Raw genomic sequence first — 25,392 nt, forward strand, 5'->3', positions numbered from 1 at the left:
ACGCACTACGGTGACCAAGGAGCCGCATATATGGACGTACGAGCACAGATAGTAATGGTTTTCAACCTGGACAAATGCATCGGGTGCCACACCTGCAGCATTTCCTGCAAGAACATATGGACCGACCGCAAGGGTGCCGAATACATGTGGTGGAACAACGTGGAGACCAAGCCCGGCATCGGCTACCCGAAGAACTGGGAGAACCAGGAGCGCTTCAAGGGGGGATGGGTCAAGGACGGCAACCAGTTAAAGCTCCGCGCGCTCGGCAAGGGGCCGACCCTGGCCAACATGTTCTTCCAGCCCAACATGCCGAAGATCGACGATTACTACGAGCCGTTCGACTTCGACTACGGTAACCTGGCCGGCGCCAAGGAGGGGAACGACCAGCCGGTGGCCGAGGCCTTCTCCCAGGTCTCCGGCAAGAAGATCGACGAGATCCAGGGGGGCCCCAACTGGGACGACGACCTCTCCGGCTCCCGGATCTACGCCGCCAACGACCCGAACCTCAAGGACAAGAAGGTCATCGAATCCTACTCCTCGATGTTCATGCAGTACCTGCCGCGCATCTGCAACCACTGCCTGAACCCGGCCTGCGCCGCCTCCTGCCCCTCCCGCGCCATCTACAAGCGGGGCGAGGACGGCGTCGTGCTGGTGGACCAGGAGGTCTGCAAGGGGTGGCGCTTCTGCACCTCGGCCTGCCCCTACAAGAAGGTCTACTTCAACTGGAACAGCGGCAAGGCGGAGAAGTGCATCTTCTGCTATCCGCGGGTGGAGAGCGGGCAGTGCAACGCCTGCGCCCACTCCTGCGTGGGGCGCATCCGCTACGTGGGCGTGCTCCTCTACGACGCCGAGGCGGTGGAAGCGGCGGCGCTTAACGAGGACCGCGATCTGGTCGACGCCCACCGCGCCCTCATCCTCGACCCGCAGGATCCCGCGGTGCAGGAGGGTGCCAGGAAGAACGGGGTCCCCGAGCAGTGGCTCGAGTCGGCCGTCAAGTCGCCGGTCTACGCCCTCGTGAAGGAGTTCGCCGTGGCGCTCCCGCTCCACCCGGAGTTCAGGACCGTCCCGATGACCTACTACATCCCCTCCCTCTCCCCGGTCCTCTCCACCTGGGGCGACACCCACAAGCTCCTCGAGCACGGGATGATCCCGGCCCTGGAGACCCTGAGGGTGCCGGTCGGCTACCTGGCGAGCCTTCTCTCCGGCGGCAACGAGGGGATCATCGAGGAGGTGCTCAAGAAGCTCATTGCGCTCAGGGTCTTCATGCGGAGCGAGAACCTGAAGCTTCCGGCCGATCCCGCGGTGCTCGCGGAGGCGGGGCTCGATCTCGAGGGGACCAAACGGCTGTACCGGCTCTGCACCACGGCAAGCTACCAGGAGCGCTTCATCATCCCGCCGCAGCAGCGCGAGGAGCAGGATCCGGAACTGCGCAAACAGCAGGCGGGCTTCGGCATCCTGAAGAAGACGAGGGGGGGCAAATGAACCTGACCGATTCCTATCACGGGCTGGCCCAGCTCCTCGATTATCCCCGTGAGCGGGAGGAGCTTCTTCGCTCGCTGGACACCGTGGCCGGCTACCTGGAGGAAAAGGAGCTCGCCGCCCCGGTCCTCCCCTTCGAGGAGCTGCTGCAAAGCTCGACCCTGGCCGAGCTTCAGGAGGATTACGTCACCCGCTTCGACTTCAACCCGGCGGCCGCCCCGTACCTGGGGCACCACCTCTACGGCGACAACCAGAAGAAGGGGGCCTACCTCATCCAGGTCAAGCAGGAGTTCCTGCGCCACGACTTCGCCCCCGAGGGCTGCGAGCTCCCGGACCACCTCCCGGTGCTGCTGGGCTTTCTCGCCCACCTGGCCGGCCGCGGGGAAGACGCGGTACGGCGCCGCTTCATCGAGGAACTGGTCCTCCCGGGGCTGAACCGCCTCATCGAGACCGAGAGGCAGCGCGACGCGTCCCCCTGGTCGCCGCTCATCGAGGCGGCCGGAATACTTTGCAACGCCGACTGCCAGGAGGTGGCAACATGCTGAACTCTCTTATATTCATAGCGCTTCCCTACATGGCACTCGCCCTGGTGCTCCTGGTCACCCCATACCGGTTCCTCTCCAACCGGCTCACCTGGTCCGCCTACTCCACCCAGTTCCTGGAGCGGAAGATGCTCTTCTGGGGGATCAATCCCTGGCACTACGGGATCATCCCGGTGCTGGCCGCCCACATCGTCGGCTTCGCCTTCCCGAACCAGGTCAAGGCGTTCCTCGGCAACCAGGAGACCCTCCTTATTGTGGAGAGCTTCGGGCTGGGGCTCGGGCTCTTCGCGGTGATCGGGTCGCTCGTCCTCCTTCTGCGGCGCGCGAACTCCGGGATGCTGAAGAGGGTCACCTTTACGGGAGACTGGCTGGTCCTCTACCTGCTGCTGTTCCAGGCGGCGACCGGCATCTATATAAGCTACTTCCTGCGCTGGGGCTCCGCCTGGTACCTGCACACCGCCGTCCCCTACCTCTGGTCGGTAGTCTCCTTCGATCCCCAGCTGGCCTACGTGACCGATCTTCCGCTGGTGGTGAAGCTCCACGCGGCGGGTGCCTTCCTGATCGTGGCGGTGCTCCCCTTCACCAAGCTCGTGCACATGCTCTACCTCCCGGTCGACTTCCTGAAGGATCCCCCCCTGCTGTACCGCTGGCGTTCGAAGTAGGCGCAACGCGACCCCCAACATCTCCCCGAAAGCCCCCTTCGAGAAGGTGGATCAAAATCCCCCCTCCCCTTGAGGGAGGGGGTCAGGGGGTGGGGGAAGCCTCCAACGAAGTACCCAATGGTAGCCCCTCCCCCTTAGGGACGGTGGGCAAGCCTGTTAATCTCACTTTTTCTATCCCAAGGAGGGATCATGTCGTCTCGTGTATTAACCGTTTGGAATCCCGAAGATCGGACCTTCTGGGAGCAGCAGGGGGCAGGCGTCGCCTCCCGCAACCTCTGGATCTCCATCCCCGCGCTCTTTCTCTCCTTCGCGGTCTGGATGGTCTGGAGCGTGGTGGTGGTCAACCTGCAGACCATCGGCTTCGGCTTCGATGCCGGCAAGCTCTTCTGGCTGGCGGCCCTTCCCGGTCTCTCCGGGGCCACCCTGAGGATCTTCTACTCCTTCATGGTCCCCATCTTCGGGGGGCGGAAGTGGACCACCATCAGCACCGCCTCGCTGCTGTTACCGGCCATCGGGATCGGGTTCGCCGTGCGCGATACCCACACGAGCTACACGACCATGCTGGTGCTGGCCCTTCTCTGCGGCCTCGGCGGCGGGAACTTCGCCTCCAGCATGTCCAACATCAGCTTCTTCTATCCCAAGGCGCAGAAGGGGACCGCTCTCGGGCTCAACGCGGGCCTGGGGAACCTCGGGGTGAGTGCCATGCAGTTCCTGGTGCCGCTGGTCATCACCACCGGGATGTTCGGCGCGCTCTGCGGCGGCCCGCAGATGTGCGTCATCAAGGGGGTCACCAAGTCCGTCTGGATGCAGAACGCCGGCTTCATCTGGGTCCCCTTCATCGTCCTCGCCACGCTCGCCGCCTGGTTCGGCATGAACGACATCGCCAGCGCCAAGGCCTCCTTCAAGGAGCAGTCCGTCATTTTCGGGCGCAAGCACAACTGGATCATGTGCTGGCTCTACCTCGGCACCTTCGGCTCCTTCATTGGCTACTCCGCCGGCCTTCCGCTCCTCATCAAGTCCCAGTTCCCGACCATGAACCCGACCCAGTACGCCTTCCTCGGCCCGCTGGTGGGTGCCCTCTGCCGCCCGGTGGGGGGATGGATGGCCGACAAGCTCGGGGGAGCGCGGGTGACCTTCTGGAACTTCATCGCCATGGCGGCCTCCACGCTCGGCGTACTCCATTTCCTGCCGCACGGCGGCACCGGGGGGAACTTCTGGGGCTTTCTCGCCATGTTCATCCTGATCTTCGTCACCACCGGCATCGGCAACGGTTCCACTTTCCGGATGATCCCGGTCATCTTCCTGACCGAGCGGCAGCGGGCCGCGGCGGGCAAGGGGAGCCAGGCCGAGGGCCAGGCGGTCGCCGAAGCCGCCAAGGAAGCCGCCGCAGTGCTCGGCTTCAGCTCCGCCTTCGCGGCCTACGGTGCCTTCTTCATCCCCAAGGCGTTCGGAACCTCGATAGCTGCCACCGGCGGTCCCGAAGCCGCCCTCTACGGCTTCCTCGGCTTCTACCTCTCCTGCCTGGCGCTCACCTGGTTCTGCTACTCCCGCAAGAACTCCGGCATGCCCTGCTGAGCAAACTCGCCCCTCGCCCCGGGTAAATCAGGTCCCCCCCTTGTCAAAGGGGGGACAGGGGGGATTTCAGCCCACGCCGAGCCCCGCCACCGCGCCCAAAGAGAAAGGCACCCGGTTAAACCAGGTGCCTTTCTCTTTCCACGTAAGTCCGCCCGGCCGAGCCCGGCTCCTCTACTCCCAATCAAGCAGGCGCTGCTCCCCTTCGAGCTTGCGGATGCCGGTGACGTCCTGGCTCACCTCGAGGGTCCCCTTGTACTCGCCGTTAGCGTCCCGCACGGCGAAGTACCTGATGTGGATGAACTTGCCCGCCATCTGGATCCAGAACTCCGCCTCATCCTTCGTTCCGGCGCGGAAGTCGCTCAGGATGCGCTGCACCATGTGGAGGCTCTTCGGCGGGTGGCACTTCTCGACGTTACGGCCGATGACGCCCGGACTGCGGGGGAAGATCCTATCCTTGGTCTGCGAGTAGTAGAGCACCTCGTCCCTCTCGTTGACGAAGGAGATGTCGACCGGGAGATGGGTCAGCACCAGGTTGACGAGCTCCGGCGTCATCCGGCCGGTATCGAGGTCGATCTCGCCGCCCTTCTTCGCGCTTTCCACTCCGGTCCCTGCCGCTTCCGCGTTCCCGCCGGCCGGGGCTTCGATCCAGGCATAGCCGATCTCCTCCTCCCCCAGCCTCACCTTCGCCCAATCCTCCTCCGGCAAAATCTCCAGCGCCATCGGGAAGAGGATATGCTCCTCCTTGAAGATCATGTCGTTGACGCTCTGCACCAGGGTCTGGACCGTCCGGTACAGCTGCGGCAGCTGCGCCCCGGCGATCTCCGCCCGCGCCTGCTTGATCGTCTGCCTGATGTCGTCGTGGATGGCCCACATCACCTCGGTCGGCCCGTTGATGTCGTGCTGTTCCAGCACCGGGAAGAGCTGGTTCTCCTTGCGCAGGTAGTGAAGGTTTATGCTCGAAAGATTATCGAGGAGGGCGGTCAAGCCGGGCTGCACTCCGGCGAAGCGCTCCCCGTCCTGCGTCCCGTCCAGCCGGGCCAGCAGGAGGTCGAGATCGCCGGTTATCCTTTGGGCGGCGGCATTCTCCGCCATGAAGGTATGGACCGGATGCCCCTCGGGCGTAGCCGGCCTTTCCTGCGTCACCAGCGAATCCTTGAAGAGCTCGACATGGACGTCGCAAAGACGTTTGATCTCGGTCTCCGGCATCCCTTCGGCGATCAGCCGCTGCTCCATGCGGGCGATCTCGGTCGGCTCCACGTCCCGGATGAGCGCATGGAAGCGGTGCTTCAGCGCCGCCATCTCCACCCCGGCGTGCAGGTCGCGGATGATCCCCTTCAGCACCTCGTGCCGCGCCTGGTCGTCCAGCACCGGCGCCTCCGCGCCCCCCTCCCCCGCGGCGATGACGAGGACGTCGCCGCTCTTCGCGCGTACCTCCGCGGCGATCTCGGAGAGAAGCTGCCCGACCGGGATCTCTCCCCGTTCCGCCACGTACGAGAGCGGGGCCACCTTCCCGACCGTCCGTCTCATCACGGCGCTTTTGAGCATCTTGAATTTTGGCGAGCGGTTTATGAAGAAGTCCAGCAAGAACGGGTATGCCTGAAAGAGATCGTCGAGTTTGGTCTTGGCGCTGATTTCCATGTCATCCTCCCCTTGAGCCTCGGATTGCGAGATCCTGATGTCTTGACGATATCAGCAGAGCCTCGCCCGCATCCTTGACGAAGGTCATCAAGTGGAAGATTGGTGCCGGCAGCTATCGAAGCAGGGCCACCATCTGGTTCCGGGAAACCGCCCCGTTTTGCCCATGATGCTTTTCAGGTGATTCTGGCCGGGATTATCCGCTTTTGGCATGTTGCAAAAAAGCCCCGGCAAATGCCAGGGCTTTTCGTCGATCACTCCACCAAGCCTGCTTTAACTGCGAACGGATCCCATGCCGGGTCGCGATGCGCGTCGTATTCGGTCAAACGCTCCAGCCAGGCCGCAACCTCGTCGCCATAGAGCCGCCTGATCACCGCCAGGCTCATATCCATCCCTGCCGAGACGCCGGATGAGGTGACCACCGCGCCATCGTCCACCCACCGTGCCTTTTTCACCCACTTCACCTTCGGCCCCGGCATGGTGGAGTTAGTCCAGAACATCTTGTTCGTGGTGGCGGGGCGATTGTCGAGAATACCGGAAGCGGCCAGCAGCGAGGCACCGTTGCAGACCGACATGACGATGGTAGCCTTCCCCGCCTGCCCCCGGAGCCAGTTCAGGGTGTCGCGGTCTTGCAACAGCGCGATGACGCCCAACCCGCCGGGCACCAGCAGGTAGTCCAACTGCGGAGCATCGCCATAGCCGAAGTCAGCCATGGTCTTCGGTCCCTGATTGGAGGCGACTTCTCCCCGCTTGGCGGCAATGGTAACGACGCGGACACCGACTCTCTTCTCCTCCCCTCCCCAAACCGCGGCCGGTATGTATTTGAGATTTCCCCACATCTCCATCGGGCCGTAGGCATCCAGCATTTCAAAGCCGGGGAAAATCAGCACCCCGATGGTTTTCTGTGTGGGAGCCTGCGTGGGATGCAACTCTATCAACGGCTCTCGCGTGCCCGGCGGCATGTTTTGCTCGCGAGCGTGGGCGGATAGCACGGAAGCCAGCAACAGCGGCACGAAAAGGAAGCGCAGCAACATAATTCGCATAGTAATGGGTTTCATTCCGTTCTCCATGGTGATGTTTATCCGGTCTGCGACCGGAACCGTTCCCGGTATTGACCGGGGGTGATCCCGAAACGGCGGGCAAACGTCAGCCTGAGGTGTTCACCGGACTGGAAGCCGCACTCCCGGGCGACGGCTTCCATCGGCTTGCTTGATTCCTCGAGGAGCTTGACTGCCGCTTCAAGTCGGATTTGTTCGATGAAACGGGCTGGCGTGGTACCCGCCTCCCGTTTGAAGATGCGGGCGAAATTACGAAGGCTCATGGCCGCGTGGCTGGCCAAGGTTTCGTTATCCAGATTGTGCCGGTAATTTTCCTGTATCCACTGGAGGGTAGGTGCCAGAGCCCCCCCTTCGCGAAACTGGGTCAAAAGCGGCGTGCTGAATTGCGACTGTCCTCCTGGCCGCTTGAAATACAGCACCATGGTCCGCGCCACGTTCAGGGCCAGCTTTCTGCCGTGATCCTCCTCGACGAGCGCCAGCGCCAAATCGATCCCCGCCGTTATCCCGGCAGAAGTGTAGATCGAACCATCCCTGGTGTGGATGGCGTCCTCATCGACCTCGATGCGCTTAAAGGAACGGCGCAGCTCTCCGGCTCTGGACCAATGCGTCGTCGCCCGCCTGCCATCCAGAAGTCCCGCCCGCGCCAGGACGAAGGCCCCCGTGCAGATCGACCCGACCCGCCGGACGTGAGGCGCGGTGAGGCGGAGCCAGTCGACCAGCTCTTCCGGAGCCCGTTCCGGCGCCGGACCTCCCGGCACGAGAAGGGTATCGATCTGCGAGCATTCCCCCCAGGCCTTGTCGGCAAGAAGCCGTATCCCCGATGACGTGACGATGACCTCATCCCTGGCCCCGGCGGCAATTTCGACCCGGTACAGCGGCTGGGTGACGCCATTCTCCCCTTGGATGCCGTTGGCAATAGCGAAGACATCCAACGGTCCGGTTATATCGAGGACCTCTACCCCCTCGTAGGCGGCCATGGTAACGAGCCGTGGGGGAGCGCCGCTGCCGGTTTTGTACGTCGAAGGTTTCATGCCGCCAAGCCTAACTCAATGCCGCCGTTCGGCACAATGACAAACAACACGACATTTCGGCCACGGCGCCCCCTCGCGCAGTTGGACGAAACCGCCGGTCTCGATCGAGTGCCGCCCCCCCGAAACAAAAAGCCCCGCTTCCGGAGAAGCGGGGCTTTTGTGTGGCTTGATACCGGGAAGCTTCGGCAACGGGCGATCCTGCTACCGCCACGCCGTCACCCTGCGGCGATCACTTGAGCGTGAAGTTGATCCATTTCGCCGCCTCGTAGGGAGCCGAGGATCCCACATTCCTCGCGAAGACCGAGAGGGTGTAGGTGCCGGGGGTGAGGCCGGCGGTATCCCAGGCATAGGACGAGGAGGCGCCGTAAGGACCGACTGCCACCGCATTGGTGCTCCCCACCGCGCTGATACCGAACTTGTACTCGTAGTTTCCGGAGCCGCCGGTGGCCGTCCCCTTCAGCGTCACCGGGCTCCCCACCACCTGCGGACTCGCCGGGGTGGTCGCGAAGCTCACCGCGGAAGCCGGCGGATAGGCCGACACGGTGAAAGAAATCCATTTGGCCGCTTCGTAGGTTGCAGTCGACCCGACGTTCCTCGCGTAGACCGAGAGGGTGTAGGAGCCCGGGGTCAGGCTGGTGGTGTCCCAGGCATAGGTGGAGGAAGTAGAGTAGGGACCGGCCGCCACGGCTACGGTGCTCCCCACCGCGCTGATGCCGAACTTGTACTCGTAGTTACCGGAACCGCCGGAGGCCGCCCCCTTCAGCGTCACCGAGGTCCCCTTCACCTGCGGACTCGTCTGAGTCGTGGTGAAGGTCACCGAGGAAGCCGGCCCATAGGCCGCTACGGTGAAGGAAATCCATTTGGCCGCCTCGTAGGTTGCCGACGACCCCACGTTCCTCGCGTAGACCGAGAGGGTGTAGGTGCCCGGGGTCAGGCCGGTGGTGTCCCAGACATAGGAGGAGGAAGAGGAGTAGGGACCAACCGCCACGGCAACGCTGCTCCCCGCCGCGCTGATACCGAACTTGTACTCGTAGTTACCGGAACCGCCGGAGGCGGAAGCCTTCAGCGTCACCAAGGTCCCCCTCACCTGCGGACTCGCCGGAGTCGTCGTGAAGGTCACCGAGGAGGCCGGCCCATAGGCCGCTACGGTGAAGGATAGCCATTTCGCCGCTTCGTAGGTGGCCGTCGACCCCACATTCCTGGCGTAGACCGAGAGGGTGTAGGTGCCCGGGGTGAGGTTGGCGGTATTCCAGACATAGGAAGAGGAAGAAGAGTAAGGACCCACCGCCACCGCATTGGTGTTCCCCACCGCGCTGATGCCGAACTTGTACTCGTAGTTGCCGGAACCGCCGGACGCTACCCCCTTCAGCGTCACCGAGGTCCCCCTCACCTGCGGACTCGCCGGAGTCGTGGTGAAGGTCACCGAGGAGACCGGCGGATAGGCAGCCAGGGTGAAGGAGATCCATTTGGCCGCCTCGTAGGTAGCGGTCGACCCCACATTCCTGGCGTAGACCGAGAGGGTGTAGGTGCCGGGGGTGAGGCCGGCGGTATTCCAGACATGGGAGGAGGAAGCGCCATACGGGCCGACGGCCACGGCTACCGTGCTCCCCACCGCGCTGACGCCGAACCTGTACTCGTAGTTTCCGCTTCCGCCCGCTGCGGCGGCGTTGAGGACGATCGATGCCCCGGCCACCTGCGGGCTCACCGGGACGCTGGTCAGAGTGACCGACGAGGCAGGAACCAACGAGAACCGGGCCGCTATCGTATGGTTCGCCGTGACTGCCGCGAAGGTGTAGCTGGCAACCGCCCCGGCATCGGCGCCATCGACGGTGACGTCGAGGATCCGGTAGTTGGTGGCGGGGGTGATGGTAAAGGCCGCGTTCTCACCGTAGTTGACGGTGGCGGGACCGGTAACGCTGCCGTTGCCGTCCGATGAGGCTGCGATGCTGTAGGTGGTGACCCCGAAGGTGGCGGCGATCGTGTGATTGGCGGCCACCTTGGAGAAGGTGTAGCTGGTCACGGCACCGGCGCTGACGCCGTCGACGGTGACGTCGGCCACATAGGAACCTGCCGCCGGTGTGATCGTGTAGACCGCATTCGCTCCGTACTTGACAGAGGATGGACCGGAGATTGAGCCGTTGGCACCGGCGGTAGCGGTGATCGCATAGGTAACGCAAGGGGCTCCGCTCCCCAAGCGGTAGATGGATTGCCCGGTGCTGCCGAACGTCGTGTAGACGACGTCCCCGCAGTTGTTGAGGTCCGTTCCGTTGATGTTGGTGATGGCGGGGATCAGTATCCCGCGCACGGAGGAGACCAGCTGGCTGCTGTAAGGATTGGCTTGATCCTGTTGTGACCAGACCACCTCACCGCTGTCGTTGATGGCGGGGCCGTAGTGATAGCTCGCATCGGTGGTTATCGCCACCGGTGTCGTGGTTCCCGCCGCCAGCTTGTAGATCTGGACCGGTCCCGGCATCGACTGGTCGTACTGCTGGAATACCACGTCTCCCTGGTTGTTGATGGAGGGGAGATCGTGGCTGGTGGCGTCGCTGGTGAGCTGGCCCCGCAGGTTCGAGTAGATCTGGGTGTTGAAGGCGCCATCCGGCTGGCTCCAGACGACCTCACCGCTGTCGTTGATATCGACCTTGGACATGCCGTAACTGCCGCGGGCTATGGTGACCGGCTGGCCGCCAATCACCCCGCGCAGCACCACACCGGGGAGGGTCGGATCGAACTCCGTCCAGACCATGTCCCCCACATTGTTGATGGCCGGCGTGTAGTGCTGGTTCTGCTCACTGGTGAGCTGTCCGCGGGTGGAGGAGAACAGCTGCGAGAAGAGGTTCTGGTCGTTCTGCCCCCAGACGATCTCCCCGAGTGAATTGATGGAAACGCCGCCGCTGAGCTGGCCGGAGACCACCACCTCAGGGCAGGGTCCTGCCCCGCAGTTGTTGGTGTACTTGCTGAGCGAGACACGGTAACCGGGCCGGCCGCCGGTCGCCACCAGCTTGAGGAAGTAGGTGCCGTCCGAGCTTGCCTTGGCGTCGATGGCGAGAGGATTGGCGCCCGCCGGACCGCTCACCAGGTTCCCCTGGCCGTCGTAGAGACCGATGGTGAGGGCGTTGGGAGGTGTCGCGTCGTAGTTGACGATGATGTGGATGTTGTCGCCGGAGGCCGCGTCGAACCGGTACCAGTCGGTGCTGCTGGAGGCTGCGTCGACCAGGCCGCTGAAGAAGCCGCCGAAGCCCACCGGCGAGGCCAGATCCTGGGTGCCGTGGGGGGAGCCGTAGCTCACACAGGCCGAGCTTGCGCCGAGGCGGAAGACCGTCATGTCCTTACCCGATATGGCGCCGTAAGCGATGGTTCCGCAGCTGTTGATGTCCAGGGCATTGACGGCAGAGACCGCCGGGAGGATGACGCCGCGCACCGACGAGACGAGCCTGAAGCCCGGGCTGTTGGGCTCCTGATCGAACCAGACGATCTCCCCGCTGCCGTTGATGGCGGGAGTGAAATGCGCGCGGTCGTCGTTGACCATCTTGACCGCGGGGGAACCGTCGGCGGGAAGCTTGTAGATCTGCCCCACCCACGGATCGTCGAACTGCAGGTATACGACCTCCCCCTGGTCGTTGATGGAAGGGGAGTCATGGGCGACGCCGCTGGTCAGCTGCCCCCTGGTGCTGGAGAAGACCTGGTTGGCGCCCGACCAGTCCCGCTGGCTCCAGACCACTTCTCTGCGGTCGTTGATGACCGCCTTGGAAATCCAGTTCTGGTTGCGGACGATTTCGACCGCCTGGCCGCCGATGACGCCGCGCAACACGTAGCTCCCCGTAGCGTTGTCGTATTCCGTCCAGACCATGTCCCCCATGCTGTTGATGGCAACGTTGGAATGTTCGAGACCGTCTTTGGTGAGCTGGCCGCGGGTGGAGGAAAAAATCTGGTGCGACATGCTGTTGTTGTCCCACTGGCTCCAGACGATCTCGCCCAGGGCGTTGATGGAGACGGAGGAGCCCAGGTTGCCGGAGGCCACCGTCTCCGGACAGGGACCGGCGCCGCAGTTGTTGGTGTACCTGCTGAGCGAGACACGGTAACCGGCCCGGCCGCCGGTCGCCACCAGCTTGAGATAGTAGGTCCCTCCCACCCTGGCGAGGGTGTCGATGGTGAGGGGATTGGAGCCGGCCGGTCCGCTCACCAGGTTACCCTGGCCGTCGTAGAGGCCGATGGCGAGCGCATTCGGGGGCGTCGCGTCGTAGTTGACGATGATGTGGATGGTGTCGCCCGCGGCGGCATCGAACCGGTACCAGTCGGTGCTGCTGGAGGCGGCGTCCACCAGGCCGCTGAAGAAGCTACCGAAGCCCGTCGGCGAGGCCAGCTCCTGGGTGCCGTGGGGGGAGCCGTAGCTCACACAGGCCGAGCTTGCGCCGAAGCGGAAGACCGCCATGTCCTTACCCGAAATGGCGCCGTAAGCGATGGTTCCGCAGCTGTTGATGTCCAGGGCATTGACGGCAGAGACCAACGGGAGGATGACGCCGCGCACCGACGAGACGAGCCTGAAGCTCGGGCTGTTGGGCTCCTGATCAAACCAGACGATCTCCCCGCTGTCGTTGATGGCGGGAGTGAAATGTGCGCGGTCGTCGTTGACCACCTTGACCGCGGGGGAACCGTCGGCGGGAAGCTTGTAGATCTGCCCCACCCACGGATCGTCGAACTGCAGGTATACGACCTCTCCCTGGTTGTTGATGGAAGGGGAGTCATGAGCGGCGCCGCTCGTCAGCTGCCCCCGGGTGCTGGAGAAGATCTGGATGGCGCCCGACCAGTCCCGCTGGCTCCAGACCACTTCTCGGCGGTCGTTGATGACTACCTTGGAAATCCAGTTCTGGCTGCGGACGATTTCGGCCGCCTGGCCGCCGATGACGCCCCGCAACACGTGGCTCCCCGTGGCGTTGTCCCATTCCGTCCAGACCATGTCCCCCATGCTGTTGATGGCAACGTTGGAATGTTCGAGACCGTCGTTGGTGAGCTGGCCGCGGGTGGAGGAAAAAATCTGGTGCGACATGCTGTTGTTGTCCCACTGGCTCCAGACGATCTCGCCCAGGGCGTTGATGGAGACGGAGGGGCCCAGGTTGCCGGAGGCCACCGTCTCCGGGCAGGGACCGGCGCCACAGTTGTTGGTGTACCTGCTGAGCGAGACGCGGAAACCGGCCCTGCCGCCCGTCGCCACCAGCTTGAGATAGTAGGTCCCTCCCACCCTGGCGAGGGTGTCGATGGTAAGAGGATTGGAGCCGGCCGGTCCGCTCACCAGGTTCCCCTGCCCGTCGTAGAGGCCGATGGTGAGCGCGTTGGGAGGTGTCGCATCGTAGTTGACGATGATGTGGATGTTGTCGCCGGCTGCTGCGTCGAACCGGTACCAGTCGGTGCTGCCGGTGGCTGCGTCGACCAGGCCGCTGAAAATGCCCCCGAAGGCGACCGGGGCCGCCACGTCCTGCATCCCGTGGGGAGCGCCATAACTCATGCAGGGAGCGTTGTTGCCGCTACGGTAGATGGCGCTTCCGTTCGGAGTAGTCGCCGAATACGCCACGTCGCCACAGCTGTTGATGGAGACCGTCCTGATCCCGGGAGCGGCAGGGACCATGACGCCACGAACCGACGAGACGAGCCTGGTGGTCGAGGTCTGGTCGTTGGGATCCTGGTCGGACCAGACGATTTCCCCGCTGTCGTTGATGGCGGTGCTGAAATGCGCGCGGCCGTCGTTGGTCACCTGCACCGGGGCCGAACCGTCGGCGGTGAGCTTATATACCTGTCCCACCCACTGCTGATCGTACTGCAGATAGACGACGTCTCCCTGGTTGTTGATGGAGGGGGAATCATGCCCGACGCCGCTGGTCAGCTGCCCCCTGGTGCTGGAGAAGATCTGGGGGGCGCCCGACCAGTCCTGCTGGCTCCACACGACCTCCCTGCGGTCGTTGAGGGCGAGACTCGAAATCCAATTCTGGTTGCTGGCGACGAGGACCGCTTGGCCGCCGATGATGGCACGCACCACGTTGCCCCCCGACACGCTGTCGTACTCGGTCCAGGCCATGTCCCCGAGACTGTTGACCGCTACCGCGTTGTGCATCGCGCCGTCGCTGGTGAGCTGGCCGCGGGTGGAGGAGAAGATTTCATAGGTGGAGGTGTTGGGGTCCTGCTGGGTCCAGACCACCTCGCCAAAGGAGTTGATGGAGACCGAGGGTCCCAGGTAGCCGGAGGCGACCGTCGGCACATCCTGGACATAGTTCACCGTCTGCACCGCTTCCACGTTGCCGGCGACATCCCGGGAATAGAACCTGAGATCGGTCGTTTCGCCGATCGCGATGGCTCCCTTGTATAACGTGCCGGGCGTACAGCTGCTCCCCAGGCAGTACCAGGTGGAAGCGCAGCCGCTGCCGTTTCCGTCGTTGCAGGAGAGGGTGACGTTCTGCCCGGGAGACAGGCTGCCGCCGGGAGGATCGGCGTTGGTGACGGGAGGAACGTCCTCCGGGACTACCGGAGCCGAGGAAAGAGACGGGTCCCCGGTGCCGATGGCGTTGGTGGCCGTCACCGTAAAAGAGTAGCTTTGGCCGTTGGCGAGACCGGGGAAGACGAGGGGGGCGGCCGCGCCGGTGACCGTCGCGCCTCCGGGATTGACGGTCACCGTGTAGAAGGTGATGGGGCTGCCGCCATCGGATTTAGGTTTGGTGAAGGTAATCGTCGCCTGGCCGTTTCCGGGAATGGCGGCGACATTGGCCGGTGCCCCGGGAGGGGTCAGGGGCGCGGTCACCGCATTCGACGGCACGGACGGCGCTCCCGCGCCGGCCGCATTGCTGGCAGTCACCGTGAAGGTGACCGGGATGCCGTTGGTGATGCCGGTTACCGTGACCGGGCTGCCGGTACCGGTGGCCGTGACGTTTCCGGGGTTCGAAGTGACGGTATAGAAGAGAATCGGGCTGCCGCCGTCATCGGTGGCCGGGGTGAAACTGACCACCGCCTGGCCGCCGGTATCGGCGGTGGCGGTCACGCCGGTGGGGGCTCCCGGAGCTGCGGCGGCCAGATTGAACTTCTGGATGCGGTTAAAGTATGTATCCGCCAGGTAGACGTTCCTGTTGGGATCAACGGCAATACCATAGGGGACATCGAATTCCCCGTTGCCAGTCCCCTTCCCCTTTAACTCCGTCAGGTAATTCCCGTCCTTGTCGAACTTCAGCACCCGATGGTTTAACCCTTGGTCTCCCACGTACAGGTTATCGTCGGAGTCGGTCGCGAGCTCGTAAGGAATCCCTTTGAAATCGCCCCAGCTACCAATGGTGGCGGCAAAGGCCCCAGTAGTGTCGAATTTTTGGACGCGGAAATTACTGTCTGTGGTGAAGAGGTTGCCGTTCGAGTCCACCGCGAGACTTATTATGTTGTTGAACTGCCCGGGGTCCGAACCTGGCCCGCCGGCCTGCAGAAGGAAATTGCCATCCTTGTCGAACTTCTGCACCACATTGTTGCTGTTCCCCAGGAATATATTGCCCGCATGGTCCACCGCGATGCCCGGCCCCCAGCTGCCCGTGCTTGGTGGTAGTCCCAACGAATAGAAGAGGTTTCCCTCGCTGTTGTATTTGGACAAGAGGCCGTCACCGGTAACAAGGTAGAGGTTGTCGTTCGCATCCGTGGCCATCGCAGAGAAACCGTTGGGTTGCCACTCTCTGAGAAGGTTGCCGGTGCCGTCGAACTTCTGGATGCGGTTCTTGCGTGCCTGAAGTACGTAGACGTTCCCCTTGGAGTCCGAGGCCATCCGCGTGGGGAAATCGAATTGCCCCTCGCGCCAGCCGGATGACTGCCACTCCGCAATCCCGTTGCTGGACCATTTCTTTAACCCATCCCCATTCTGGTTGAGGATGAAGGTATTGCCGTTGGCGTCGACGGCCAACGAGGATCCCTGGTAGCTTCCCAGCGCATTGCCGTTACCGTCGAACTTCTCGGTGGTGAATGTGTAAGCGTTGGCCGCGTAGAGGTAGCCTTGGCTGTCAACGAAGAGATGGTGGCAAAACGGGGTGCTCCATGTGCTCACAAAAGTGCCATCGGCGGTGAACTTCTGGATGCGCTGGTTTCCAGTGTCTCCGACGTAGACGTTACCTTGGGCGTCGATGGCGACTCCCGAGGGATTGGTGAACTGCCCATTCCCACTCCCGGCTCCCCCCAAGTCTGAGATCAGCGTTCCCTCGTTGGAGTAGATATGCACCACGTTGTTGCCCACGTCGGTCACGTAGATTTTGCCGTTCAGGTCCGCAGCGACAGAGTTCGGAAGGTTGAGCCTCCAGTAGTCCGGGCTTAAGCTCCCCCAGCTCTTCACATAAGCGCCGTTGCTGTCGAACTTGGCGATGCTGGTTCCATTTATGGCGTAGAGATTCCCGGAAGAATCGGTGGCCAGGGAGGAGGGGCCGAAGCCGGAGGGAGAAGCGTCACTGGGGATCGTTATCTTGGTAACGAATTCGCCATTGCCGGTAAGCTTCACCGCCCGGCCATTTTGGGGGTCTGCCACGTAGACATTACCTGCGAGGTCCACGGTCACGGCGCTGGGGAGTTTGAAATACCACGGCTGGTCAAGGTGGGGCCAGAGCCGCTCGAAGCGGTAGGCCTGAGTCGAGTCGATGGCGTAGTCGTAGCTCTTCACCTCCTCGCTCTTGCCAGTAGTGTCCTTGGAGTAAAAGCGGAGCGTGGTGGAGGCGGTGATGGGGATCGGGCCGCTGTAGGGAGTGCTGGGGGAGCAGCCGGTGCCGAGACAGTAGAAGGTACTGTCGCAACCGGGTCCGGCCGGGTCGCTGCAGGAGAGGGTGACCGCCTGGGGATCGCGGTAGGTCCCCATGATCGGCGACGGGGTGGTCAGGGGCGGCAGGGTATCCGCCGCAAGGACCGGCGACACCAAACCGAAAAGCAGCGAGCACAAGATCGCCAGCGAAAGAAACGGTCTCCTCGTCAATAAACTCACAATCCCTCCAAAGCACCAAATAGAATAAAAGAAGGTCGGCGACTGTCTTATCAGCCGCTTGATCTCAAATTGAGCCTTTTACAACATGACAATTCAATGAACAACAAGCTACATCCCCATTTATTGTGTGTCATTCATGGGTTTGAACATATTTACAGCACCAAAAGAGAATTGTAAACAATAATACCTACCCCCCTCACCCAAGCCTGCCTCGCCCGCGAGCTCGTCGATCAGGCGAAAACCGGAGGGTGAGCTTCCGTCAACGAGCCAGGGAAACGCATAACGGCATGAGCACGTCAGGCAAGGATGGGGCAAACGTGCCACCGAGGGAGAATGCACGTAATATCGCCATTATCCGTTATCCTCACCTTCTGGTTGAAAAAGAGTCTCACCTGTGAAACGATGCCGCTTGCGTCCCACTGAAGCCGGTCCGGGGCAAAACTTCCCTGGCGATAAGCTTTGGTTACGCCGAACCACCAGCCAGCGGCCCAGGAGTCATGACTCCGCTACCGGGAAGAAAGGAATCGCCGATGGACCCCAAAGTTCAGCAGGAACTGCGGCAGCTTCTTGACGACTACCTCCGGATGTATGCCACCCGTGACGACCGGCTCACCGCATCTTTCAGCGAGGACTTCTCCGGATTTACCGGCGGCGGGGACTTCCTGGTCAAGGAGCGCGCGGCATGGGTGGAGATCACCCGCCAGGACTTCGCTCAGGTCAAAGATCCCCTTCGCCTCGAGCTCAAAGACGTCGCCCTCCAGTCGCTTTCCGATACCATCGCCGTCGCGACCAGCTTCTTCGTCATTCACCTCCCCCTGGAGGACCAGGTGCTGTCCCGGACGGTAGCGCGCCTGGTGCTGATCTTCCGCAGGGAGTCCGAGGGATGGAAGATCGCCCACAGCAGCATATCGCTCCCCGACGGCATGGTCCGCGAGAGCGAGGTCTTTCCGCTGCAGGAACTGGCGCTGCGCAACCGCTTCCTGGAAAAGCTCGTCGAGGAGCGGACCTGCCAGCTTTCCGCGGCTATGGCGAACCTCAAGCTGACCAACGAAAAACTGGCGCAAGAAATCGCCATGCACGAAAGGGCCGAGGCAGCGCTCAGTCAGAGCGAGTCCCATTACCGCCTGCTGACTGAGAACGCCTCGGATGTGGTATGGAGAGCTGACCGCGACTATTGCATCACCTACATAAGTCCGGCCGATGAGCGTCTTCGCGGCTATGCGGCACACGAGGTTGTCGGGCTCCACGTCTTTGATCTGCTCGCCGAGGAAGGAATCGCCAAGGTCAGGGATGCGGTCGTGCTGAGGCAGGAGGCGGAGCGGCAAGGGGTGCGGACCGGCACCCACACTTTCGAGGCGCTGCACCGTTGCAAGGATGGCAGGTCGCTGTGGGGCGAGGTGAGCTCCACGCCGGAACGGGACCCGCACGGCGCGATAATCGGCTACCACGGCATATCAAGGGATATCACCCAGCGCAAGGAGTACGAGAGGGAGCGGCTCAAAATGGAGAAGCTGGAGTCCCTGGGCGCGCTCGCCGGCGGCATAGCGCACGACTTCAACAACATCCTGACCGCCATCATGGGGAACATCACCTTTGCACGGATGTTCCTCCCCGCCGAACACGATGCGCTGAAACCGCTGGATCAAGCCGAGAAGGCCTCGCTACGGGCCGCGGAACTCGCCCGCCAGCTCCTGACGTTCGCCCGCGGCGGAAAACCGGTCAAAAAGGCGATATCCCTTCAGCAGTTGGTCCACGAGACGGCGTCCCTGGTTTTGGGCGGCTCCAACGTCAAGGGGCACCTCGACATCCCGGATTCGGTCCACGCCGTCGAGGCCGATGAAGGGCAGATGATCCAGGTGCTTCACAACGTCATCCTCAACGCTACCCAGGCCATGCCGGGGGGCGGCGATCTCTTGATCGGCGCCCAGAACGTGAACCTTGAGCGTGAGAACGCCCTGGAGCTCCCTGCCGGGGGCTATGTCAGGCTTGACTTCACGGACCGGGGGTGCGGGATCTCCTGCGCTGACCTGACGCGGATCTTCGACCCTTACTTCACCACCAAAGCCTCCGGGAACGGGCTGGGGCTCACCTCGGCGCACTCGATAATCACCAGGCATGGTGGGCACATCGGCGTCCGTTCGACCCAGGGCATCGGCAGCACCTTTACCATCCACCTCCCCTCCCTGGGAAGGACCTTGGAAAAAGAGCCGGCAGACGCCGCTGCCCCGGTTCCCGGCCGGCTGCCGGGCGACAGGATCCTGGTCATGGATGACGAGCAGATGATCCGGGACATGACGGTGGAGATGCTGGGTGGATTGGGGTACCAGGTGGAGACCTGCGAGAGCGGGGAGGAGGCAACGGCACGTTATGAGGAGGCAAGGCTATCGGGAGCACCTTTTTCTGCGGTCATCCTGGACCTGACCATACCGGGCGGCATGGGAGGAAAGGAAGCTGCCGAACGGATCCTTGCCGTTGATCCGCAGGCCTGTCTGATAGTGTCGAGCGGCTACTTTCATGATCCGATCATGGCCGATTACAGCCGCTATGGTTTTCGGGGAGCCATCGAGAAGCCCTATACGCTGGATCGGTTCCTGCGCCTGCTCGGTTCGGTCCTGGCGTCAAAAGCCGTGGCTCCGCCCCCCAAGGGATGATTGATACCTGCATATAAAAAGGGGACTGACCCTGGAGCCAGTCCCCTTTCTTGTTGTCTGCACCGACGAGGCGCCAGATGTTATGCCTCAGGTTCCTTCACCAGGTAGACTCCGTGATGTGCCTCGGTGTCGGCGCGATGAGCGGCCACGTCAGCAGCAACGGCATCTACCTTCTTATTCATGACATCCACCTGAAACTGCACGTGGCCGATCTTTCCGGCCAGGTCAGCGGCAACGCCATCAACCTTCTTATCCAGGACATCCACCTGAAACTGCACGTGGTCGATCTTTTCGGCCAGGTCGGCGGCAACGTCATCAACCTTCTTATTCAGGACATCCACCTGAAACTGCACATGGTCGATCTTTCCGGCCAGGTCCTTCCGCATCGACTGCATCTCGGCGTGAAGAGAGGCATGGCCCTCTACAACCAGTTGGAACTTGCCACTTATATCCTCGAGGATGATTTCCAGATGGTCACGTTCCATGATGCCCCCTCCAACTCGTTTTACCGACACCCGAAATCTAGCACCGCTCCCGGGCGTTGTCAAAACAGGAGCGGAAGTCAAGGCATGCGAACACGGAAAAGGCGGATTGAGCGGATTTACACGGATAAAGCCTTTTAGGGTTTAACCCAAAGAATATGTTTTTGACCTTGCCGTATCCGCGCAAATCCGCGGCATCCGCGTTCCATTGCCTTTCGGTTTTAAGGTTGATCCGCCTTTATCCGTCTCATCCGTCTCATCCGTGTTCCATTGCCTTGGTTATCATCCGCGTTCCATCGCCTTTGCCTAGACTTCAGTCAACTTGTGGACCACCTTGTCTTCAAGGAGATCCGCCACCGCAGCGACGTAGTTTTTGAAGTGTGGCGAATTCATATGGCTCTCCAGGCAGCCCATGTTCTCCCAGCTCTCATAGAACATAAACACCCGCGGGTTGTCGTTGTCCTGGTGCAGGCGGTACTCGATGCACCCCTTTTCCGCCCGTGTCGGCGCGAGCATCTTTACCAACTCCTCACGAACCCTCTCAAGCCCCTCCGCCTTGACCGTCACCTTGGCGACTACGGTAACCTTACCCATCACATTTCTCCTCATAGATCGAATCGCTGCCGGTCCCATTGCACATCCAACGGCGGGGACCGCAGGCACCTTTGCTGTCAATGCCTCGGCAATTTACCCCCGACCGATGTCGAAGTCAACCTCGCGCCCCAGCCGCCGCCCTCACGTCCCCCCCTTTGCGAAGGGGGGGACAGGGGGATTTTACCCGCTACCAAACCCTGTCAAAGTTCACGGGTTCCGCGTCATCCGTATTCCACGCCTTGCTTTCCGACCTCGACCAACTCACCTAACCTGCCATCTCGATTGTCCTGAGGTTTTCGGCCAGTCTTCGGTTGTGAGGAAAAGACGCCCTCACCCAACCCGCCATTCAACACTCATCGGCTGGCTCCCCTTATGCCTTAGATAGATGACCTCACCATAGTAAGTAAATGGGGCAGATTTACTTCCGGCCAGTTTCCCTTCACGGATAAACAGGTGGATTGCAATCCCCATCTTCTCATGATCAATCAACTCCCGTCCCCGCTTGCTTTCCGGACTCGTTTTATTCTGGCTTTGCCAATGGAAATGATGCTCATCCATCCAGTAATCGTGATAGCGATGCTGCTGGGCTTTCCCCTGCTTATTAATAGTCACCAGCAGCACATGAATAGGCCGATCCTTTAGCACGACGTGACCGACATTCCAGTTGCCGGGGTTGAACGCTTCCCCAAAGAGCGCGGGAATGTCTTCCCGAATGAAAGGTCGCCCAATGGCAAGATCAAGTGGATTGAGGATCTCTTTGAGGCGGGCAAACGTCCGCATCTCCTCATTGGCTTCAATTTCTTCGTACTCTGGATTTGTTGCCTTCAGCACATAGCGCCCCGCACTCGGCTCGGACACTTTACGTAGCAGATACTGGTTGTCGCCCCCGACATCCTGTCTCTCGATTGCCACAATCTGGCCGATTATTGAGTCGGCACTTTCAGGGGTGATCCGTTCCAACAACAGATAATCTCCATCATGAATGGGATTCTTGCCGCCGTTCATCGAACTGCCCGAGGCCCGAGCGATAAAATGTCTTGCTGAGTCCAGCTTCCCATGACGAGGCCCGAGGCTGCGATATTCCTCGGCATCGGCGCTGCCTGATTTGAAATGCCCGCAGGCAATTTTAATGTTCGGGAAATATGGCACCTCGACTCTCTCACCCGGTCGTTTCAGCGGCACGACATTATCCGGCAGGACCTGAGAGCTTCTTGCCTCATAAGAGGCAAACCGGAAATCCACCAATTCCTGCAGCAGCGCCGTCAACGGTTCCAGTTCATTGGCACTCACTTTGAACCGCGGCAAGAATTTACCGTCAACGATGTGGAAGAAAGAATCGGTACTTCCCGACCGATTGCCGCCGATCCAGGCATTCACAGGATTGCTGTCCCAGTACTGCTGCCAATCGGCAGATTTCACTTGATCGATTTTTTTCAGGTCCTGCCTAATATCCGGAATAAGCGAGCGCCGCCGTTGGAAAATGGCCAAGGATTGGGCGGCCAGAACGGCAAGGGACGGAGGTGACATCAAGCCGCCGTGCTCCAGCAGTGCTTCCAGCAATACCATCTTGAAGGATTTGGTCATGGCAGTAGTTTCTACCTGGCGCAAAAACGCCCCATGCCGGACTGCGCACGCTTTTTCGTCGGGTTCAAGGTCACCCATCGCATCGACAAAGGAAAACCAGTTGCCGTACTGCTGCCGTACGTAGCTGATCGAAGCGCCACTGCGATAGAACTCCGACAGGGTCGGTCTCCGCCCCAGGGATTCGCGTAGCGCCTCGTAGTCCTGTTGTGCACCGTCACTGTCCAGTTGCTTGAGAAAGTCGATCAGCTCCAGGTCGTAGTTTGCGAAACATCCTTCCGGGAGGGTCAAACGCCGCTGCTCCACCTGTCGAGCAAATTGGGCCAATGCTTTGTAATTGGCTGCGACCTTGAACAGCGCCTGCGGTTTGTGGAGAAAACTCTGGTGATTGCCGATAAAGTCAAGGATCACCAGATGATCTTTCCCAGGTGCAGTACGCAAGCCGCGCCCTATCTGCTGCAGAAACAGGATTTTCGACTCGGTCGGCCTCAGCAGCATCACCGTATCGATTTCAGGCAAATCGACCCCTTCGTTGAAGAGGTCGACCGAAAAAATCACCTGCAACCGTCCGTCCGTCAGCTGCTCCTGCGCTTCACTGCGCGCCATGGGTGAACCGGCGTAGACCGCTTCAGCCTTTACCCCCACCTGCCGAAACCGCTCGGCCATGAACTGTGCGTGGCGAATAGAGACACAAAAAGCAAGGGTGCGCTCCTGCGAAAGGTCCTTCCATTTCTTGTAGGCATGCCCGGCACGGGCCAGGGTTGCCAGCTTATTTGAAAGCTGTTCGGGATCGAATTTGCCGTTGCGCCATGGGATCTCGCGGTAATCTACCGACTCGTCGTAAATGCCGTAGTAATGGAACGGCACAAGTAGACCGCTGGTGACGCCGACAAAGAGATCCTTGCTGAAAACCAGGTTGTCGTCACACAGGGAAAGGATATCGGATTGATCGGAACGCTCGGGAGTTGCCGTCAGACCAAGGAGGAAACGGGGCTCGAAATGATTGAGCAGGCGCCGGTAGGTAGCCGCTGCCGCATGATGGAACTCGTCTATTACGACATAATCGAAATGGCGGGGAGAAAAGCGCAGGAGGTGTTCGAGCTTGCCTAGGGTCTGCACCGAGGCACACAGAATGTCGACTTCCGAATCCTTTACCTCTCCCGTATAGAAGCCGACGCGTGCATGGGGCCGAATGCGCAGAAAGGTGTTTTCCGCTTGGAACAGGATCTCTTCGCGGTGGGCGACAAACAGGACCCGCTTCGCCTGACTGAAATGGCAGTCAAATGCAGCCAGCCATGTTTTCCCGAGGCCGGTGGCCATTACCACGAGACCGCGCTTAAAGCCTTCCTGCCGCGTAAGTGTCAATGCCCGCAGGGCTTCCTTCTGAATGCTGGTCGGTAATGGCGGCGGCTCACTCTCGTGACTCCCAGGAGCAACCGGCAAAGCCTGCACGCGTCGCCGTTGCTCGTAGCGGTCAATCCAATCATGCGTAAGCGGCACGGCCAGAGGATCCGCAAACAGATCCTCGAAGCGGCTGCGTATTTCTAGGAAGCCTGCGAAATCGGGAGACTCATTCCAGTTGGGAACATCAATGCGGTAATTCCATTCCAAACCATCCTGCAAGGCCTGCCTGCTAATATTGCTGGAGCCGACAAAGGCCATACCGCTCGTGTTGCGGCCCCTGGCGTGACTCACAAAAATATAGGACTTCATGTGAAAGCTGGTGCCGGCGGATTCGTACACCTTCACCTGCGCCCCCCGCTCCTGTAGCAACATCAGGCCGCGCAAGGCTTCGGGGTCGGTCACATCCAGGTAATCGCTGGTGATGATGCGCAAGCGCACGGGGATTCGGTCACTGTCCGGCATGGGAGCTAGTGCATCTTTGAGGTCGGAAAACAGCAGGCGCAGTCCAGTTGCCTTGATAAAGGCCACCGTCATTTCAATTTCCGTAGCATGACGGATGCCTTGCAGGAGGGAGGGGAGAAAGGGATTCTGATTCCCGCCGGTGATTAGGCGGTTACCATCATGATGCTTGCGGCGAACAAGGGCATTTAGCCAAACATCGGCACGTTCCGGTCTTGCATCGCGTGTCTGCCAGCATTCAATCCTGAACACGTCGTGTAGCCCATTAATGATCCGGCGCAGGTCGATCTCGTTCAAGTCCGTAAAGAGCCGCCCATCTTTATTCCGCTCGCCGGTTCCTTCCTTGAAACTGATATAAAAGATGCCGCCCGGCTTCAGCGCCCGCCATAGTCGACTGATGGCATCCGGCAATTCCGGGAGCGGCAGATGCAGTAGGCTTGCGCATGCCCAGACACCGTCGTAAACCCCGACCTCATCAACGTCGGCAAAAGTGCGAACCGATACCTCCTGCCCAATATGCGATCCAGCCAGCGCTGATAGTTCAAGAGAAGCATCGAATGCGGCTACACGATAGCCGCGGTGCTTGAATTCCCTGGAATCACGGCCGGAACCGCAACCAGCGTCAAGGATCAGACCGCCTTTGGGGACAAACGCAAGGAACCGCTCGTGGAGAGAGGACATGTCCACAGCAACCGTGTCATTAAAAAAAGCCTGTGAATTCCGATTGTAATAGTCCTGGGTACACGACATTTTTGAGATCAACTCCTCAACACCACATTAAAAACAGCGCCCCAGGCAGTAGCAAGTCCTTATGCGAGCACTTTTTCTATTCATCTTCATGCCATTGAGGGCCTATCAGAGCAAGAAGAACCAACTGGCTCCGCCCTGCCTTTCTTATCAGACACTTTACGGCTTATAACATGTCAAATTGCCAAATACAATTGACTACTCGGGACAGAAGGGGCAGGTCTGGAAACCGGAATGGTCGCTACTACGCAGGACGAGATGACTTTGGGGGCCGGCTAGAGGGGGATTGAGTCATCGTAAAGGGTTTCGGGGGCGACGTCGATGTCGCCGGGCCATACGACGGTGCCGTACTCGGCCCTCGCCAGCGTGCAGAGGTCCGAGTCGGCAATCCGGTTCCAAGGCTTCATGGTGTGCAGAGGCCGCAGGTCTCCCCACTTGATGGCAATCCGATTCGCGCGGACAGTCAGCTGAGCGTAGGAAGCGCTCAGGATGACGACAGTTTTTTGCCGAAGCGT

The 25,392-nt window shown here is 61.2% G+C and carries 13 protein-coding genes; 5 read left to right on the forward strand and 8 right to left on the reverse strand.

Features of this window, described 5'->3' with window-relative positions:
* The first annotated feature begins 30 nt into the window (after positions 1–30).
* The 4 genes from narH to L4X63_RS15290 all read left to right on the forward strand — a co-directional run bounded on the left by narH (position 31) and on the right by L4X63_RS15290 (position 4,258).
* A complete protein-coding gene (gene narH, locus L4X63_RS15275; RefSeq protein ID WP_284694646.1) occupies positions 31–1,482 on the forward strand; it encodes a nitrate reductase subunit beta in 1,452 nt (483 codons plus the stop codon).
* Positions 1,479–2,024 (forward strand): nitrate reductase molybdenum cofactor assembly chaperone, encoded by a 546-nt coding sequence (gene narJ / locus L4X63_RS15280; protein WP_250679510.1) that lies wholly within the window; start codon positions 1,479–1,481, stop codon positions 2,022–2,024. Before narH ends, narJ begins: the two co-directional genes overlap by 4 nt.
* Complete coding sequence (locus L4X63_RS15285) at positions 2,018–2,683, forward strand: respiratory nitrate reductase subunit gamma (protein WP_250679511.1); 666 nt, start codon at positions 2,018–2,020, stop codon at positions 2,681–2,683. The genes narJ and L4X63_RS15285 overlap by 7 nt, the downstream gene beginning before the upstream one ends.
* A 189-nt stretch (positions 2,684–2,872) precedes the next feature.
* The gene (locus L4X63_RS15290) at positions 2,873–4,258 is read left to right on the forward strand and encodes a NarK family nitrate/nitrite MFS transporter (RefSeq protein ID WP_250679512.1); all 1,386 of its coding nucleotides are present in this window, start codon (positions 2,873–2,875) and stop codon (positions 4,256–4,258) included.
* A gap of 171 nt (positions 4,259–4,429) precedes the next feature.
* Here the strand turns inward: L4X63_RS15290 and L4X63_RS15295 are convergent, their stop codons facing one another.
* The 4 genes from L4X63_RS15295 to L4X63_RS15310 form a co-directional block, all read right to left on the reverse strand.
* Positions 4,430–5,896 (reverse strand): DUF438 domain-containing protein, encoded by a 1,467-nt coding sequence (locus L4X63_RS15295; RefSeq protein WP_250679513.1) that lies wholly within the window; start codon positions 5,894–5,896, stop codon positions 4,430–4,432.
* 251 nt (positions 5,897–6,147) lie between these two features.
* Positions 6,148–6,951 (reverse strand): DJ-1/PfpI family protein, encoded by an 804-nt coding sequence (locus tag L4X63_RS15300; RefSeq protein ID WP_250679514.1) that lies wholly within the window; start codon positions 6,949–6,951, stop codon positions 6,148–6,150.
* Between the two features lie 20 nt (positions 6,952–6,971).
* Positions 6,972–7,982: a GlxA family transcriptional regulator gene (locus L4X63_RS15305; protein ID WP_250679515.1), complete on the reverse strand. Its 1,011-nt coding sequence runs from the start codon at positions 7,980–7,982 to the stop codon at positions 6,972–6,974.
* Between the two features lie 229 nt (positions 7,983–8,211).
* Entirely contained in the window at positions 8,212–16,893 is an 8,682-nt protein-coding gene (locus L4X63_RS15310) for a 6-bladed beta-propeller (protein WP_250679516.1), read from the reverse strand.
* 596 nt (positions 16,894–17,489) lie between these two features.
* Between L4X63_RS15310 and L4X63_RS15315 the strand changes: the two genes are divergently transcribed.
* Positions 17,490–19,610 (forward strand): PAS domain S-box protein, encoded by a 2,121-nt coding sequence (locus L4X63_RS15315; RefSeq protein ID WP_250679517.1) that lies wholly within the window; start codon positions 17,490–17,492, stop codon positions 19,608–19,610.
* A gap of 80 nt (positions 19,611–19,690) precedes the next feature.
* On the opposite strand, the gene L4X63_RS15320 is transcribed toward L4X63_RS15315, so the two are convergent.
* From L4X63_RS15320 to L4X63_RS23710, 4 genes are all read right to left on the reverse strand, one after another.
* Positions 19,691–20,095, reverse strand: coding sequence for a hypothetical protein (locus tag L4X63_RS15320; RefSeq protein WP_250679518.1), 405 nt, complete (start codon positions 20,093–20,095; stop codon positions 19,691–19,693).
* Between the two features lie 303 nt (positions 20,096–20,398).
* Positions 20,399–20,686, reverse strand: coding sequence for a putative quinol monooxygenase (locus L4X63_RS15325; protein ID WP_250679519.1), 288 nt, complete (start codon positions 20,684–20,686; stop codon positions 20,399–20,401).
* A gap of 330 nt (positions 20,687–21,016) precedes the next feature.
* The gene (locus L4X63_RS15330; RefSeq protein WP_250679520.1) at positions 21,017–24,880 is read right to left on the reverse strand and encodes a DUF3427 domain-containing protein; all 3,864 of its coding nucleotides are present in this window, start codon (positions 24,878–24,880) and stop codon (positions 21,017–21,019) included.
* Between the two features lie 272 nt (positions 24,881–25,152).
* Positions 25,153–25,284: a DUF2442 domain-containing protein gene (locus tag L4X63_RS23710; RefSeq protein ID WP_284694647.1), complete on the reverse strand. Its 132-nt coding sequence runs from the start codon at positions 25,282–25,284 to the stop codon at positions 25,153–25,155.
* Positions 25,285–25,392: the final 108 nt, after the last annotated feature.

Origin of the sequence: Geomonas sp. Red32, assembly GCF_023652955.1 — a bacterium.
Taxonomy (GTDB): Bacteria; Desulfobacterota; Desulfuromonadia; order Geobacterales; family Geobacteraceae; genus Geomonas.

Coding starts and splice junctions, on each gene's coding strand:
- L4X63_RS23710 (WP_284694647.1), bottom strand. CDS start 25,284: ATGAAGCCTTGGAACCGGATTGCCGACTCGGACCTCTGCACGCTGGCG.
- narJ (WP_250679510.1), top strand. CDS start 1,479: ATGAACCTGACCGATTCCTATCACGGGCTGGCCCAGCTCCTCGATTAT.
- L4X63_RS15320 (WP_250679518.1), bottom strand. CDS start 20,095: ATGGAACGTGACCATCTGGAAATCATCCTCGAGGATATAAGTGGCAAG.
- L4X63_RS15305 (WP_250679515.1), bottom strand. CDS start 7,982: ATGAAACCTTCGACGTACAAAACCGGCAGCGGCGCTCCCCCACGGCTC.
- L4X63_RS15285 (WP_250679511.1), top strand. CDS start 2,018: ATGCTGAACTCTCTTATATTCATAGCGCTTCCCTACATGGCACTCGCC.
- L4X63_RS15295 (WP_250679513.1), bottom strand. CDS start 5,896: ATGGAAATCAGCGCCAAGACCAAACTCGACGATCTCTTTCAGGCATAC.
- L4X63_RS15290 (WP_250679512.1), top strand. CDS start 2,873: ATGTCGTCTCGTGTATTAACCGTTTGGAATCCCGAAGATCGGACCTTC.
- L4X63_RS15325 (WP_250679519.1), bottom strand. CDS start 20,686: ATGGGTAAGGTTACCGTAGTCGCCAAGGTGACGGTCAAGGCGGAGGGG.
- L4X63_RS15300 (WP_250679514.1), bottom strand. CDS start 6,951: ATGAAACCCATTACTATGCGAATTATGTTGCTGCGCTTCCTTTTCGTG.
- L4X63_RS15330 (WP_250679520.1), bottom strand. CDS start 24,880: ATGTCGTGTACCCAGGACTATTACAATCGGAATTCACAGGCTTTTTTT.
- narH (WP_284694646.1), top strand. CDS start 31: ATGGACGTACGAGCACAGATAGTAATGGTTTTCAACCTGGACAAATGC.
- L4X63_RS15315 (WP_250679517.1), top strand. CDS start 17,490: ATGGACCCCAAAGTTCAGCAGGAACTGCGGCAGCTTCTTGACGACTAC.